This is a genomic window from Flavobacterium sp. GCM10022190 (assembly GCF_042656445.1).
GTDB classification, from domain to species: domain Bacteria; phylum Bacteroidota; class Bacteroidia; order Flavobacteriales; family Flavobacteriaceae; genus Flavobacterium; species Flavobacterium nitratireducens.
This window is the reverse complement of sequence record NZ_JBHSOQ010000001.1, coordinates 834,374-851,724: the sequence shown is the minus strand read 5'-3', so window position 1 is coordinate 851,724 and position 17,351 is coordinate 834,374. Positions and strand designations below refer to the sequence as shown.

Below are 17,351 nucleotides of genomic sequence, written 5' to 3'. Positions count from 1 at the left end.
ATTTTCTATTGAAACTCAAAAGAATCCAAACGCAATCCTTTCATATTGTCCGATTCTAAACGGATTTTATATTTTCCGGCATTGATATAACCGCCCGAAGTGGTGTTTAAAAGCTTCCATTTTTCGGTAGGCACAGCAAAGTCAATCGTATCATTTCGCAACAAAATCCCGTAAGCATCCTCGATAATCAATTTCACTTTTATGGGTGCTTCGGTCATATTCATGTATCTAAAACGCATCAAATACACATTAGCCACACCCGGATTTACTTCAAATTCGATACTATTTGCTGAAGCTTTTGTAAATTCTACATAATCACTGGATTTGAAATTGCCTTTTTCAACGCCTTCCCCTTTGATTTTTGCCAATTCGGCTTCCAATTTCAAAGTTGGACGATCGTCTTTTACTTTTCCTAAATCCGAACTTGGCACTACCACAATTGAATACATTGCCGAAGTATTTTCATTATTCCCAAAAGTGACTTGCTCTCCTTTTTTAACTTCTTTTTCGAAAATCGAAAACACCACTCCTTTGCTGTTTTTAGCGGTAGCTTCCGATTTTTTATAATTTGAAAGCCAAGCTAAAGTAGATTGAATTTTAGCATCTATCAATACCGAAACCGTTGCATCCTCTTTCGAAATAAAAGAACCGGTTATATTATTTTCATTGGACAAACGAAGATAATCAGCCGTGTACAAATGAGCCGGTAATTGGGTAAATACCTCTTCCGAATTTACATATTGCTTTGCATTCAAATTCAACCAAGAACCAATTTCAAAAGAAGCATTTGCTTTAACATCCATAATGTTTTTTGGTGAAGGCTCAGCTGCTTTGAGTGATTTATCTTTAGAAGCAATCGCAATCGCCGAAATAATCGCTTCTCCCGAACTTACTTTTGAGAAAGCAATTACTAATTGTCCGTTTTGACTTTTTACTTTGAATGTTTTTTTGATTGCTTTCGCAAAACCGACTTCCTTCCAAATATCAAAATCTTTTAGAACGACTTGGTCATTGATAGCCACATCAAATACACGCCAGTCTTTGCAGTCCATTCCGCCTCCAAGGCCGTACCAAGGTTCTGAGAAATACAATTCGACTTCGTACTCGCCATCAGCAACCGGAAATTCATAGCGTAACTGATTCATCCCGTAACGGAAATTCTGGAATAAAGCATCATTTTGTGTGCCATCCACTAAATCCGATGTGGTACGCTGACTGGCAAAATAAGCCGGAAGATTTTTAAAATGATCCGTCCAAGATAAAGAACCCCAGCTGTTTTTTACACTTTTATGAACATCTGCCATCCAAAGATTCCCCTTAGTATCTACAAAATCATCCCCACCACAATTTACGCGATAGAGGTAATTGTAATTTGGTTTTGCAACAACAACTTCTTCATTATTTTTGTTTAAATCTTTAAAATAACGCGCTTCTGGCAAATTATTCAACACTACATAATCCTGAGCTACTTTTTTGCCATCCACATAACCCACTGCGTACAAAACATTGTACTGAATATTCACATTATTCCACTGAAAATGCTGTCCTTTTCCTGGATTTTTTAATTTCCCTAAAGATTCGTGATTCACATCGTTAAACAATTCGACCTCATCACAATTGGAATAGATATCAATTCCATTTTTTACCCCTGTTTTCTCCCAACGATTTGGCCAGCTATGTGAAACGATATACACCATCGGATTGGTTTTGTTCGAAACATAATTGGCGCGGTACATATAATAGGCATCAAGCGGTTCGCCCCAAATACTAAACAATCCTTTGTAATTCACCGGCCCAACCTGATCCATGGTTCTGAAACCTTCACCGTTTTGTTCACGACCCGGATTTTCATGAGAAGCAAAAAGCCAATTGAATTGTCCAGCTATTTTATCCTTTACCGATTCGGCTTCGCGGACTTTGATTTCCATTAACTGCGAAAAACGGTTTTCGCTCAAAATTCCTTTTTGGTCAAATTCCCCTTCAGTGTGTAAATCGATACTACGCCAAGCACCATATTCTCCATTTAATAATTGAGTGGTCATTTCGACATCGTAATTATAGGGGTCTCCACCATAGGTTCCTGACCAGTTTTGCACCACATTCCAATCTGTTCCTTCACCACCATTGCAAGTAGTCACCTTGCGCTGTTCGGCGGCAGTTGGGTCCATTTCACGAATGATTTGGGTGCATTCTTCAGCAAATTCCTTTGGAATGGTACTTTCATTTTGCAATCCCCATAACACCACCGACGGATTGTTGCGTCGTTCTTTAATCCATTCTCGCAATAAAGTCTTAAAATTTTCTTTAAACTGAGGTGTATCGTACCAAATATGGGCCGAAAACTGAGACCAAAATAGAATTCCGCTTTCGTCTAAAAGCTGTTGGTATTTTAAATTATGTGGCTGATGTGCTTCTCTGAATGAGTTAAAACCGGCCGCTTTAATCTGCTCGATTCTCGCTTTAATTTGGATATCCGAAAAAGCATGACTTTGTCCTAATTGGTGTTCGTATTCACAAGTTCCATTAATAAATACGGGTTTGTCATTGATAAAAAAACGTTTATCATCGCCTACTCTACCAACTGGCCAAGAAACCCAACGAATTCCGTAAGGCGTTGTGATTTTGTCTAAAATACTGTCTTTTTTTCCAAGAATAGTTGTCGAAAGGGTATATAAATAGGGATTCTCCGGCGACCATAAATTAGGATTTTTGATAACAGGCAAAGTTTGCTGAATTTCCTTTGTTCCTTTCAAAAGTAGGATTTCGTTCTTAACTGAAGCTACTTCTTTTCCTTTGTTATCCAAAAGAGTATTGACAACTGTAATTGTTCTTTCTGTTGGACTGAAATTCTGAATTTCGGTTGTGGTATGCAAAATAGCTTCTTCCTTTGTTGTCGATTTGTCATTCCAGATATGCACTCCAAAAGGCGCTACGCGAACTTCATTAGTAACAACCAAAGTTACCGGTCTAAATATCCCCATAGGTTGTGAGCCTTCTGAAAATCCCCATTCGCCGGAACAGCCACCACACACCCAAGGTAAATCGGTGATGAAAGCAGGATGAGCAGCTTTGACCAAAATTTTATTTTCGGCATTAAATTGTAAAGCATCTGTAATGTCTAAGGTAAAAGTGGTACGACCACCTTTGTGTTGCCCCACTTCTTTTCCATTGACCCAAACAGTAGCATAGCTATTGACTCCTTCGAAAAACAGAAAATAGCGTTTGTCTTTTTGTTGTTTTCCTATTTTCAACTGTTTCGAATACCAAGCCGTTCCGTGCAAATTGCCATGTTTCATCTGGCGAAAACCTTCGTACTGATCCCAGTTATGTGGTACATCGACTGTTTTCCAATTGATATCTACAGGCCAACTTCTGGAGAAATCAAGATCTAAATTCGCATTAGAATCTACTATTGTGGTTTTCCAATTGGCATTCAAGGAGATTTCTTCCCGTGTTTGCGACCACGAAAGACTTGTTATTAAAAATAGTATGTAAATTAATTTCTTCATTGTTTTTATTTCTTCTCCTGCGTGAGGGATGGAAGTGGAAATCCTTTTTATTTTGTCCTTCGACAAGCTCAGGATGACAAAATAAAAAGATTGAAACGTACAGCCCGACCCGAAGTTTTTCACTGAGGGTCACGCCCACATTATTTTAATAAAACAACCAGTCAACCGCAGCTTTTTCGCCTGCGTCGATATAGCCCACATCACGGGTTGTAATCGTTTGATTGGCATCGATAAAACCAAGAATCAAGACTCTTCCTTTTCCTAAATCCAACTTGTTTTCACCCGGTTGGAAAGTATAGGTGTGAATGTTGATACGTGGCAATTCTTTCAAATTGATGGCACTAGCCAAAATTACTTCTGCCTGACCGTAAGCATTTCCGGCAGCATCTGTCTCTAAACTTGGCGGCAATAAAAATCTTTTTTGGTCGGAATTGAAATAACCCACAACCAGTTTTACTGCCTTGTTATTTTTGAATTTCAAATGGGTTCCGTTTTCATTCTGCGAAGTTTCATCGAATGCAATTCCTTTTAAATTTTGCAATTCGGGTGCAATTTTCACTAATTCTGAAATTGGAGTTCCATACACCTGAGTTCCGGTTTTCACCGCATAAGTACCTTTGTTTTCACTTAGTAAAGTTACCTCAGCCGTTTGCCAAGGCTTAGCCGCTACTTTCTCTACTTTTCCATCTTTTGATGCTTTTAAAAGAGTTAAGTTACGTTTAAAATTAGCCAACTCTCTTTCGTAATGAGGCAATAATTCTATCCAGGTTTTATTGTTTCCGTCATCGCCACCAATTGGGATTCGGCGTTGAGCAGTTTGCATACTATTGGCATACAAATAGCTGCCTTTGGTCAGTTTTACTAATTCCTCATAATATTCCAAAGCTTTTTCTAAATGTGGTACCGCTTTATCTAAATCGGCAATATCATTCGAATAACTGTAGCGCAATACCAACATTGCAGCCTTCACTTTCTCTGAAAAACAATTAGCGAAAGCATTATAGCAATACACATCGTTCTTCAATCGGTTGAATTCTTCTTTGTCTTTAGTCACACTTGGAGCCGCTTTATCAATTGCTTCGACAGCTATTTTTCCGTGTTGTACAATTTCGCTAATCACCTGCGGAGGTGTTTCTCCCACATGTGCTTCGTGGTTCCATTCTTTCTTGGCGTATTCCAAAAGCAATTCACCTACCGGACCGCAAGATTCGTGGAATCCTGGGTACACACGCCATTTAGCCGGATTTACTAATTGACTTTCGAACATACCTAACAACAAGGTTTGACGGTTTCCTTCGGTAATTCCGAAACGTCTTAGCGTTTTAGGAGCGATTTCACCTATTTGTTCGTAAGCTTCCAGAATATCTCTAGCGGCCTGAGCATTTACACCGTATTTATCAGTGAATTGCTTGTCCCAAAATTGGATTTCCTGTGTTCTGTCTCTTTTACTTTCCCAAGCATATCTAGCCCAGGCTTTGTACCAAATCCAATCGCGATCCATTTCCAACAAACGTTTCCCTGATGCCGTTTTATCCGCCGAATACGGCCAATCCCAGTAAGACGCCTGAGGATACAAATGCAGCGCATTAGCCCCATGAGCAGAATGCATCGCCTGAACGGTTTTCTGAATAAAGTCAGGCGAACCGTATCGGAATGGCTCTAAATTGGCCAAAATATGTACGTTTTCAATATGAATAGAACCCAACGAACTCAACTGACGGTGCGTTTCTCCCCAAGGTCCACCTGGAGTATAGGTCGTCAACGACTCCCCGTTATACTTACTCATCGTATATAAATTTTTGTACAATGGCAAAGCTTTTGCCATAACCGCAGGTGCATCAGTATCGTGCGAACGCAAAATAATTGGCGGTTCCTGAGTCTTTCCTAATGCTTTTAATCCATCCTGAACTCCTGGAATAATGGTTTTAGTAAACCACTCCACATCATCGTCAATGGTATTAATCGCTTCTCCTAAACAAACTAACAATCCCACATTTGGATATTTTTCAATAAAAGCAGTAATCGATTTTTTAGTATAATCGGCAATTTCAGGAGTAATTGGTCTGGAACGATCCTGAGTTTTTATATTGTAATGCTCCGCAAAAGGCTTTGAAACAAGTATATTGTAAAACATCTGAATCACCCAAATTCCTCTTTTATTAGCTTCTTCCGTAAGGAATTTATAGATCTCCTCATTCTTTTTAAAATCCTCATCACTTACTTCAACAGCAAATGGATAGTCTTTTAGTTTTACCAAAGAAGCAAAAGGATGTCCGTTCCATAAATACAAAGAATTCATACGGTTATCCACCATCATATCTAAGTATTTTATCCAAAGTGCCTTATCATAAAACCATGGAAAAGACGCTGGAGTATAAGGGTACTCGTAAACATCTCTACCCGGTAAATAAACTGGTTTTTGAATCCCAACACAGGTTCCTCTTAGCACCATTTCCGGACTGTCTTCCACATTGATTGTAGCAGGGATTGCAGCAGAAGTTTCGATTCGATCAGCCAATTCCAAGGCTCCATATAAGGCTCCGGTAGCATCATTTCCTTCAATGAAAATGCTATTTTTTTGGCTACGGATTAAAAAGCCTTCCTTTTTAGTTAATTTACTGTCGTCAATGACACTATTCTTAGTGTTTTGTTTCCAAAAATCACTTCCTTTTTCGCCAATAACTACAACTCGGTCTTTTGATTTTTTAGGTGCTTTATCAGTAAAAACAACTTTGATCCCTTTTGCGGTTGCTGCTTCCGATAATTTTTCGGCACCAAATTGCGCTCTGGGTGCATTAGCATCACGAACAATTATTAGATTTTGCGCTGACGCAAAAGTCATATAGAATCCTAAAAAAAGTAAACTTAAATATTTCATTTGTTTTGTTGTTTTTGCACTAAGGCACAAAGACTCAAAGTTTTTAAATTGTAATTTCTTATTCAAACTACTGAATTAAAATTCCTTTGTGTCTTTGTGACTTAGTGGCATAAATTTAATTCTGAAAAATCTTCTTCAAATAGGCCACATTAGCGCCATAATTAGCTTTCACATTGTGAACCTGTGTGATATCTCGGGAACGTTCTACGATTAGCCAACCTTTCCATTTCATTTTGTCTAAAGTCTTTTTGATTTTTGGTAAATCGACATTTTTATCGTTTTCCAGCCAAACGCTATCAGTTGTTGAAGCGTGAATTTGTGCCAAATGTTTTTTGCCCAAAATCTTCAATTCAGCCGAAATATCTCTGCCATTATCTACGGCATTCGCAAAATTGAACGAACTTTTAATGTGTTTACATCCAATTTCTTCCAACAGCTTTTTCTCTTCGGTCGCACTCAATGAAGTTTCGATGGCAATTACGCCTCCAATTTTACCAACTTGTCTACCAGCCCATTTTAATCTTTCGATAATGATGGGGCGTAATTCTGGATTTTTTTTCAAATCACTTTCTGTACCTAGAGGTAAATAAGCTACTTTTACTTTCATGTTTTTCATTGTCGCCACACAATCATTGATCATCAAGTTGATCGAATCTCTTTTGGCAAAGGACTGTGCATAAAATCCTGACATGGCGATAGAGCTGATTTCTACAGCTGTTTCTTTGGATTTATCCAAAAACTTTTGTCTTTCAATCGGGTCACCTAATTTACTGTCGAATGTGGGTCTTTTCCCTAAGCCACCCATGTCCAGTTCGATTCCATCAGCTTTTATTTCACTGGCTAATTGAAAAGAACCTAACTTTTGTCTTTTTAGAATCATCCAATCGCAAACGGCAACTTTATAACGTTGTTTCTTGATCGATTGTGCAGAAATCACATTATTGGATGTTCCCAAAAAAACAACCAAGATTGCAACAATTAAGTTTCTTTTTAAATATTCTAACTTCATGTTTTTATTTTTTTTACCATATAAGTCATTTAAGCATTTCTAAAATAACACGCCTAACTTATATGTTCTTATATGACTTATATGGTTTAACTTTTATTCCTCTTCCGCTTTTACTGCTTTTACTTCTACTCCTTCTTGCCCAGGCCAGATTCCGTTTTTGATAGGCAAAGCCACTAACTTAGATGGATCAACTTTTACATATTTCAATTTTTCTCTTCTCCAAGTATATACAATATGCACCATACCATCTTTACTTTGAATCATTGATGGATACGAGTACTGACTGATTTTAGAATCTTCCAATACCAAAGCTGCTTTCCAGTGGATTCCATCATTAGAAATCGAAACATTTAAAGGTGTTCTTGGTCCTTTAGCTTCTGTACCCGGAGGCAAAACATGATTGTATACTAACAAATGTTTTCCGTTTTTAAGCGTAACTGCATCAGTTCCTGAATTGTTATTTGGCATATCTAACAACTCCACATCCGACCAGCTTTTCCCATTGTCTTTAGAAAAGGTAGAAAACAAAGCTCTATTTCTGGTTCTACCAATAGCCTGAATGCTTCCGTCTTTATGAAATAAAACACTCGGCTGAATGGCATTGATTTTTTGCTTTCCTCTGGCTAAAGTATCACCCATCACCCAAGTTTTTCCAAAATCAGGAGTCGATTCCATACGCAATCTCCATCCGTCTCCCTCAATACTTGAAGGCAACAATAAGGTTCCGTTGCTCAACAATACCGGTTTGTTTTTGATAGGGCCTAAAAATCCATCAGGCATTTTTTCGGCAGCTGACCAAGTTTTTCCACCATCTTTAGAACGTCTTAACATTCCCCACCATTCAGAAGGTTTTGGTCCAATTTTATAAAACAACATCAAATCGCCATCGGGAATTTGATACAAAACCGGATTCCAAGTAGGCAAACGAGTTCCATCAGGCATCACTCCATCAGCAACCTGAACACCTTCATTCCATTTATCACTTCCCTTAGGTTTTATAGCCACATAAATACAAACATCAGGATGTCTTTCGTGCGTTCCTCCAAACCAAGAAGCTACTAAATCACCATTGGTAGCTTCTACGATAGTCACCGCATGACAGGAAGGATAAGGCGCTTTGTCATAAATAAATTGGTCAACTAAAATTCCTTCTTTCCATGTTTTATGTTTTAAAGCAGAGCTGCAACTTCCTAAAGTTATTAATCCAATAAGCAATAATGCTACTTTTAATCCTCTCATTTTTATTGTTTTATAATTATAGTTTTCGTTTTTTTAATTCCAAATAATGCTGTAATCCCCTGATGGTAAAGTCAGTAATTCCTGCTTACCATCCGTTTTATGAGTAAATGTTGTTTTGTCTAATTTGACTTTGTTCACCACAATATTTTTTATGTTTTGTGTTGGTAAATAAACCAAAGCCGAAGTATTAGCAGGAATGCTGATATTCCATTGCATGCCTTTTTTCTCCTTTTTCCAATTGCTTTTTATTAAACCATGAACCGATTCATAAGAAGCATTTACAAAAGTCAGTCCTGCATTAAAATCAGGTTTCATAATAATTTGTTTGAAACCTGGCATTTCAGGATTACTCTTGATACCCGCCATATTTTCATAATACCAAATCAATAAATCACCCAACAACATGACGTGGTTTTGCGAATTCATGGATGGATCGGCGGTGTTTCCATTCCATAATTCCCAAATGGTAGTAGCTCCATTTTCGACCATAAAGCCCCAACTTGGATAGGTTTTGTTTGAAGCTAATTTGTAAGCCAAATCCCCTCTGCCAAAATTGGTTAATGTTCGCATTAAAAACTGTGTCCCAATAACTCCTGTACTAATATGTCCCTGTTTAGTCACCTCTACTTCGTGAACCATATTTTGAAAAACTTTATCAATCAGGTTTTCTGGAACCATTCCAAAAGCCAATGGCAATACATTAGCCGTTACCGTATTATTGGCGTAATAGTTTTTTTCTGTGTTTAAAAATTTGGCATTGAATGCTTTTTTGATTCTGGTTGCCAAATCATCATAATGCGTACTATCAGCATCGGCATTTGCAATTTTGGCAAACTTTTTCATGATCGTTAAAAGCTGATAATAAAACGCACTCGACAACAATTGTCCATCCGTTAAACGAGCCGGATCTTTGGAACGAATTAACTCTAATGATTCAGGAGGAACACACCAATCACCATATTTATCTTTGTCCATCAAATCATTTTCTAAATAATTCTCTTCCATATACACCATCCATTTTTTCATAGACGGATATTGTTTTTTTACTACTGCTGCGTCTCCAAATTGCTGGTACAACATATCCGCAACAGTGATATAGGTTCCCGGCCAGGTCACATTATCTCCATAATAGCGCCAAAAAGCAGGAGCTACATCAGGCAATCCACCATCCTGAGTTTGTGAATATTTAATATCATCCAGCCATTTGGCATACAAAGTCTGGTTGTTGAATAAAAAGCTTTCCCCATAAGCGCCTGTTGTACGGTCGCCTAACCAAGGTTGGCGTTCGTTTCGTTGTGGACAATCAATAGGCATTCCTTTGTAATTCCCACTAATTCCCCACCAAGCATTTTTGAAAATCTGATTCATAATCGCATCCGAAGATTCAAAAGTTCCAGTTGTTTTGATATCGTCATACACCACTTTCCCAAGGAAATTATCTAACTCAGGCTTCGTTGGGAAACCTGAAATTTCTACAAATCGAAAACCGTGAAAAACAAAACGAGGTTCCCAGATTTCTTCGCCTTCCCCATTTAAAGTGTAGACATCCGTAGTTTTTGCATCACGTAAATTAGCAATATACAAGGAACCATCTTTTTGCAATGACTCGGCGAATTTCATTGTTATTCTATCCCCACTCTTCCCTTTTACTTTAATTTGCAACCAACCTACCATATTTTGTCCCATATCGAGAATATAAGTTCCTCTTGGAGTCGCTTTGATTGAAATGGGTTTTACTTCGCCCATAATTTTCATACTCGGAGTCATTTGCGCTTCAAAAAAACCGCCCGGCTCCTGAACATATCTGGCATTTACCCAGTTTTTATCGTCAAAATTGGTCGTAGCCCAGCCTTTCATTTCTTTACGGGCATCGTATTCCTCACCGTCGTACTCGTTATTTGCTAAAATAGGTCCGTCAGTCGTTAATTTCCATGTGTCGTCGGCTCTAATTACTTCATTGCTTCCGTCTGTATATTCCACAAACAACTGCAAAGCCATTTTAGGCAAACCAAAAGATTTGATTTTATACGGTTTATAATCCTGACGCATCGCAAAAAAACGTCCGTTCCCTAAAATAGTCCCCAACATGTTTTGCCCTTCTTTTAGATGCGAAGTCACATCAAAAACATTGTATTTTACGTTTTGGGTATAATCTGTAGGAACAGGTGCTAAAACCTGATTGCCAATTTTATTTCCATTAATATAAAACTCATACAAGCCCATTCCCATAATGTACACCTTGGCATTTTTGATTGGTTTTTTCAAATCGATTCCTTTTCGTAAATAACGAGCGGACAATTTAGAGAACTGTGAAATACTATCATCATTCGTTAGTTTTTCATAGCCAATCCATCGCGTCGATTTCCATTCGGCGTAAGTCAAAATCCCCATGCTCCAATAATTAACAGCACTCCAGGAAGTCTCTCCTTTATTGGTCCAAACATTCACTTTCCAATATGCCCCTTGCCTGCTAGTTAATTTTTTCCCTTTGTAAACAACATGTATCGATTGATTCGTATTTACTTTTCCGCTATCCCACAAATCGGCATCATTAGCCTCTAATTTTTCTTTAGTTGATGCTACTAAAACTTGATAAGCCGTTTGTTCCAAACCAGACAATGAACTATTCAATTGCCAACTCAAACGCGGTTGCACCACATCGATACCTTCGGGATTGGTCAGCATTTCGCATTGCAAATTAGTCAGGCTGATTTTGCTTTGGGCTTTCGCCAAAGAAAAACTAAGCGAACAAATTAGGATTAAGGTTATATGTATAAAAAGCTTTCTCATAATGTTTTATCCAATGTAAAGTCCCATAGGGACAATATATTTATAGATTTATAATAGTCTGGTTCATTGAGCCCCATCGGGGCGGTATATTTTTAATGTATCGCTCCTATGGAGCTTTTTATCTTCATGCAAATATTTTGCTATAAATATTATGCTTCTCCGAAGCATCCAAAAATCTATTCCGATACCAATTTTTCCAATTTATCAGAAGCTGCAATTTCCTTTCCGTTTTTGAATATTTTAAACCCTTTGCCTTTATGGTATATCTCCCCTGTTTTATCCCAAAGAATCGTGATGATATTGCCATGATACAATACATTGTCTAAACAAAACCAATCCCATTTTTCCTGTGGAATCAACGGATTCACTTCAATTTTTTCATCAGCTCTTGGACGTAAACCAACCAATCCGGTAATCATCAAATCGTTAAAAGTCGAGTGATTGTAATAACGGCTGCGTTCTCTGTCGCCCATTAACCAATAACCGGTTGTTTCGTCCAAATATTCCCCTACATATGGTCGACCACGGTAATATTGGGATTCCACATACAGGTTCATTTGCCTGAAATAGTCGGTTTTATCAACTACATTTTGAGTGTAATTATTTAGCACATTTGCCAAAGCCGTCATGGTTTGTGATGTGGCAAAAGGCCAAATTGCGCCATCCCATTCACAGGTTCCGGTTCCATGAGTTCTAAAACGAGGACTTCTTCGCTCGGCAGTAGTTAATCCAAAAGGAGCTGAGAATCCTTTTTCATCCTTAATTTGTTCCCAGGCTTTTTCAAAACCTTTTCCTTTTGTTGGTAAATTAAAATACCATGGAATAAAACCAATCGCTTCCCTAACCTGAGCCAAAGTATCTTTCTCCGTAAGCGTTTCAAAGAAATCTGCTTTGGAATTCCATAATTTTGTTTCTACCAGACTTTGCAATTTATCGGCTTTAGCCTTGAACTTTTCTTCTAATACTTTATCGCCTTTTAATTCCGCCATTTTTGCAATTGCCACGGCATTTCCATACATATAGCTGTTAATCGTAGGTCTTGCATTTTGGACTTTACGACCACCACTTAGGGATTCTTCCATACCGTCTTTTACATCATGTTGCCAAAACAAACCGTCCGGACGCATTCTGTCTTTTTCCCAAACCGCAAAATCCGTAACCATATCCGGCATCATATCCAATAAAAATTGTTTGTCTTTGTTTACCAAATAACGATTGTACAAAGCATTGGCTGTCCAACTACTGAATTTATACAATTTGTTCATTGGCTTACCATCGTTACCTCTGTACCATAATTTCACATCCTGTTCAATGTATTTTGGGTCGTGAATCCATCTGAATTCATTGATATGATGCCCCACCGCACAAGCAATTAAATTGTACTTATCCGCATAGGAACGGTCTACCAAAAACTCCGTAATTCCATATCCTTGTGGCGTTTTTTTAATGTGTTTTCGAGCTGTCCACCAACGGAAATAATAGATTTCTTCAAAATTTTGCTGCGGACATTCGAACAACGGAATATTCTTTTGCATCCAAGTCCAAGCACTATCATTTGGAATGGCAAATTTTAGATTCTCCTCCTCCATCGTATTGAAGTAATCCACATAATGCTTATAATTTGATGATTTCAAAATGGCGGCTGTGTCTCTTTTGGAATGCCCGTCAGCCGATTTACAACTACTAAAAGCTGTTATCAGGATTACTAAAGCGATGATTCTGTATGTAAAATTTTTAAACATTTAATTTATTTTTATTACACCATGTAAGCCATATAAGTTCATCGAAGCTAAACTTATATGTTCTTATATGACTTCTATGGTTTTATTATTAATTCCCATAAAAAGTATAGGTTTTACCGGCTTTCATTTCCACATCGTATTCGTTATACTTTGGCAATTGTACTTTTGGCAACTTGGCTTTTTCGGATACAATTGGTTTTTTAATTTCTGCTGTTTGGAACAATGGATTCGGGTTTTGACCTTTTGCTTTTTTAATCAAAAATCCATTTGCTTTTAAGCTATTTTCCAATCTCAATCGACAGTTTCCGTCCAATTTGGCGTGAATTTTTACCATTGAAACTTTATTATTTTTCCATTCCAAATCTACTACATAACCACCTCTGGTTACAATTCCTTTTACAGAACCGTTTTTCCACACTGTTGGCAAAGCAGGTAATAACTGGATCGCTCCTTCCTGACTTTGGATTAACATCTCCACAATTCCGGCTGTACATCCAAAGTTTCCATCAATTTGGAAAGGCTGATGTGCATCCAGCATATTTGGGTAAGTTCCTCCCCCTTTTCGTTGTTCGGGAGTAACCAAATGCAATTGGTCCTGGATTAATTTATAGGCATGATTTCCGTCTAAAAGTCTTGCCCACAAATTTACTTTCCATCCCATTGACCAACCTGTAGATTCATCGGTTCTGTAAATCAAAGATTGTTTAGCCGCTTCGAATAATTCCGGAGTTCTAAATGCCGAAATCTGATTACTTGGAAACAAACCATACAAATGAGATACGTGTCGGTGATTGTCTTTAGGATTGTCCCAATCGTCTTGCCATTCCTGTAATTGATTGTGTTGTCCTACCTTCATTGGTGGCATTTTAGCCAAAGCTTCTTTTACTTTTTGGGCAAAAGCAACATCTTCTGAAAGAATATCAGTGGCTTTAATCACATTGCTAAACAAATCAAACAACAACTGATTGTCCATAGTCGTCCCCGAAGCAATAGTCGATTTTCCATCCTCGCCAGCATGTACATTTTCAGGCGAAGAAGAAGGTACAACAACCAAATATTTAGTATTTGGATCTACTACCATAAAGTCCAAGAAAAACTGAGCCGCTCCTTTCATAATTGGGTAAATTTCGGCTAAATATTTTTTATCTCCAGTATATAAATAGCGTTCCCACAAATCCTGACATACCCAGGCACCACCTGTTGGCCACATTCCTGAAGCTGCCTGATCTACCGGTCCGGTTATACGCCAAATATCAGTGTTATGGTGCAACACCCAACCATCACAATTGTACATGGTTTTAGCCGTTTCATGTCCGGTTACCGCCAATTCTTTTGCCATCTGGATAAAAGGTTCGTGCATTTCCGAAAGATTGGTCAATTCGGCTGGCCAATAATTCATCTCGGCATTGATATTCATGGTGTATTTACTATCCCAAGGAGGAGAAACCATATCGTTCCAAATCCCCTGCAAATTAGCCGGCTGACCACCCGGTTGCGAAGAAGAAATCAACAAATAACGTCCAAACTGAAAATAAAGCGCCGCTAATTGCGGATCAAATTCCTTTTTAAAATCACGGATACGTTCATCAGTAGGTTTTTTAATATTTTCATTAGCACCTAAATCTAAACTTACACGGTTAAAGAATTTTTGGTAGTAAGAAACATGAGCTTTCTTAATTTCTTCGAAGTTTTTTGTCAAAGCAGCTTCAAGAAAACGTTTACATTTTTGCTCGTGATTTTCATCTAAGGTTTTGTAATCAACAAAATTAGTAGCAATAGAAATGTACAAAGTGGCTTCATCGGCTCCATTAATGCTTAAAACTCCATTTTTAGAACTTACTTTTCCTCCTTTATTCTGAACAGCAAGGCGACCTTCAAATTTTACTTTCCCTTTTACACCTTCAAAATTAGTACCGGTACCGTTCATCACAATTTCGTTGTTATCCGAAAAAGATACGGTTTTATCAATCGGGCTGTTCATCATTACATTGCAACTAATCTTCCCGGCTTTGCTTGCCGATAATTTCACTGCAATAACCTGATCTGCAAAAGCAGTCAAAACTTCTCTTTTATACGTAACGCCATCCACTTCGTACTGAACCGATGCTGTGGCATTGGCAATATCTAAATCGCGGTAATAATTCTTGTAATCGTTATGTCCGTTAAACGAAATGTACACACTTCCAAAAGTTTGATACGGCATCCCGTCATTGGTTTGCGACATGATATCACGAGTAGCCAAATCCTGAGCATCTTTGTATTTTCCTTCAAAAACTAATTTCCTTACCACAGGCAAAGCGGCTAAGGATTTGGAATGTGCATTGGTATTAGGAGAACCCGCCCAAATGGTTTCTTCATTCAATTGCAAACGTTCAATTGACGGATCACCAAAAACCATAGCTCCCAAACGACCATTCCCTAAAGGCAAGGCTTCGTTCCAAATAGCAGCTGGCGTATTGTACCATAATTTCAATGGCTGCTGTTGTGCATTTAAAACTAATGACAGAATTCCGAAACAAAAGCTTGCTATTTTATACTTTAACTTCATATTTTATTTTTTTGACTCTAAATGAACCAATTATTTTTCTTTATTTCTTAATCCGCCTTGTTTATCATTCCAAGGAACGAGGAATCTCCGCAAGTAACTCCGTAATCAAAGACCCAATCTTTGTCGATTTTGCATTGAAGATTCCTCCTTCATCGGAATGACAATATCGTGTAAAACAATTCAGCTCTAAATTTACTTCTTAACTTCTACATTTTTTTCGTTTTTCTCTCCAAAAAGAGCGTACAACTGATTAATATCTTTTATAGCATAAGAAGGTAATTTTTCTCCTTTTGTTCCAAAAACCAATAGCTTTTCTGTTGGTTCTATCACACAAGTCGATTCGTCAATTTGACCTTCTTTATTTTTTACTTTATTCAAATCCAACCCTAAATATTTAGCCATAAAAGGATACATCGCCATACGTTTTGACTCCCCATAGTTATGTCCTTCCTTTGGAAAATGGGCATTTTCAACTACATCCTTTTTCCCATACATCGCATAGGTTTTTTGGATAAATGGAAATTCCAATTCCGGAACAGTCGAAGTCCAATCGCCACCATCAGAAACAATTAATTGTGGTTTTGGAGCCGCCATTGCTGCAATTTCAGCATTGTTGGTTCCGTTGCCACAAAGATGTAAACCACGACCACTTTCACAAGGACAACCACCCACAAAATGAGAGGAAGTCATCACCACAGGCACTAAAACTGTGATTCGGTCATCAATTGCTGCCAGAAACATTGTCATCGATCCTCCACCCGAACCACCAGTCACTCCTACTCGTTTCATATCGGCGTATTTTTGCGTAGCTAAATAATCCAATAATCTTTCGGCACTCAAAACCTGAATGGTTTGTGCAATACTTTGACGATGCAAAGTCGAATCAAACTGTAAAGTAGATTCGCCCCAAGCAAACAAATCAAAATCCACTACAACAGCACCCATTTTTGCCAAAATAGCGCAACGCAATTGCTGGTCTTTTCGATACCTTCCGTCACCAAAATGACCGTTAGGTGAAATTACCACAGCCGCTTTCCCTTTTAATGGATATGGTTTATAAATCGAACCTGTTACAAAAACACCCGGAATAATTTCCAATCCAATATTCTCCACCGTATAATCGCCATACTTTCTTGCCGGAGTTAAAAACGGCTTTTTCTTTGGCATTGGCGGCGCTTTGTCCAAACCAATCGAACTGATAATACATTGTTTCAAATCGGCCTTTCTGCTTTCCCAAACTGTTAAATTGGGATACAAATCGACTAAAAATTCCAAGCGTTCTTTACCTACATCTGCCGATCTTCTGGCATATTCAAACTTTCGAATCACATAAGTGGAATCATTTTCTTTAAAAAAAGTCAAATCAAAAGGAGCTAAAACAGCAGTCAGTGAAACTTCTAAATTTCCCTGACGAATGCGCCATGCTGCATAATCCAGTTCCTTGCCTTTTAGCAAACCATCTTTATCATTGATTTTTACTTTGAAAATAGATTCAATAGTGGATATGGTTTTTATAATTGGCTCTCTATAATTAGAATCCGATGTTTGTGCTTTTACATAAAATGACGACAAAAACAGTATTCCTAACAGAAACACCATCCCCATTTTATCCACTATACTCCTTAAAATTATCATT

Annotated in this window: 8 protein-coding genes; all 8 read right to left on the bottom strand. The window is 37.9% G+C overall.

Translation table 11 applies throughout. From position 1 onward, the window contains the following. Positions 1-5: 5 nt before the first annotated feature. Positions 6-3,509: a malectin domain-containing carbohydrate-binding protein gene (locus tag ACFPTQ_RS03595; protein WP_379773969.1), complete on the bottom strand. Its 3,504-nt coding sequence runs from the start codon at positions 3,507-3,509 to the stop codon at positions 6-8. Positions 3,510-3,654: 145 nt separating this feature from the next. Beyond that, positions 3,655-6,387 carry a hypothetical protein gene (locus tag ACFPTQ_RS03590; RefSeq protein ID WP_379773966.1) on the bottom strand — a complete coding sequence of 911 codons (2,733 nt, stop codon included), beginning with the start codon at positions 6,385-6,387 and terminating at the stop codon, positions 3,655-3,657. Positions 6,388-6,502: 115 nt separating this feature from the next. After that, complete coding sequence (locus ACFPTQ_RS03585) at positions 6,503-7,396, bottom strand: TIM barrel protein (protein ID WP_379773963.1); 894 nt, start codon at positions 7,394-7,396, stop codon at positions 6,503-6,505. Between the two features lie 93 nt (positions 7,397-7,489). After that, entirely contained in the window at positions 7,490-8,635 is a 1,146-nt protein-coding gene (locus ACFPTQ_RS03580) for a sialidase family protein (RefSeq protein WP_379773960.1), read from the bottom strand. A 33-nt stretch (positions 8,636-8,668) separates the two neighbouring features. Beyond that, positions 8,669-11,425 carry a glycoside hydrolase family 78 protein gene (locus ACFPTQ_RS03575; protein WP_379773958.1) on the bottom strand — a complete coding sequence of 919 codons (2,757 nt, stop codon included), beginning with the start codon at positions 11,423-11,425 and terminating at the stop codon, positions 8,669-8,671. A gap of 176 nt (positions 11,426-11,601) precedes the next feature. Beyond that, a complete protein-coding gene (locus tag ACFPTQ_RS03570) occupies positions 11,602-13,167 on the bottom strand; it encodes an MGH1-like glycoside hydrolase domain-containing protein (protein WP_379773955.1) in 1,566 nt (521 codons plus the stop codon). An 88-nt stretch (positions 13,168-13,255) separates the two neighbouring features. After that, positions 13,256-15,715, bottom strand: a complete 2,460-nt coding sequence (locus ACFPTQ_RS03565) for a glycosyl hydrolase family 95 catalytic domain-containing protein (protein WP_379773953.1) — start codon at positions 15,713-15,715, stop codon at positions 13,256-13,258. 192 nt (positions 15,716-15,907) lie between these two features. After that, the gene (locus ACFPTQ_RS03560; RefSeq protein WP_379773951.1) at positions 15,908-17,350 is read right to left on the bottom strand and encodes a prolyl oligopeptidase family serine peptidase; all 1,443 of its coding nucleotides are present in this window, start codon (positions 17,348-17,350) and stop codon (positions 15,908-15,910) included. Between the last annotated feature and the right edge of the window lies 1 nt (position 17,351).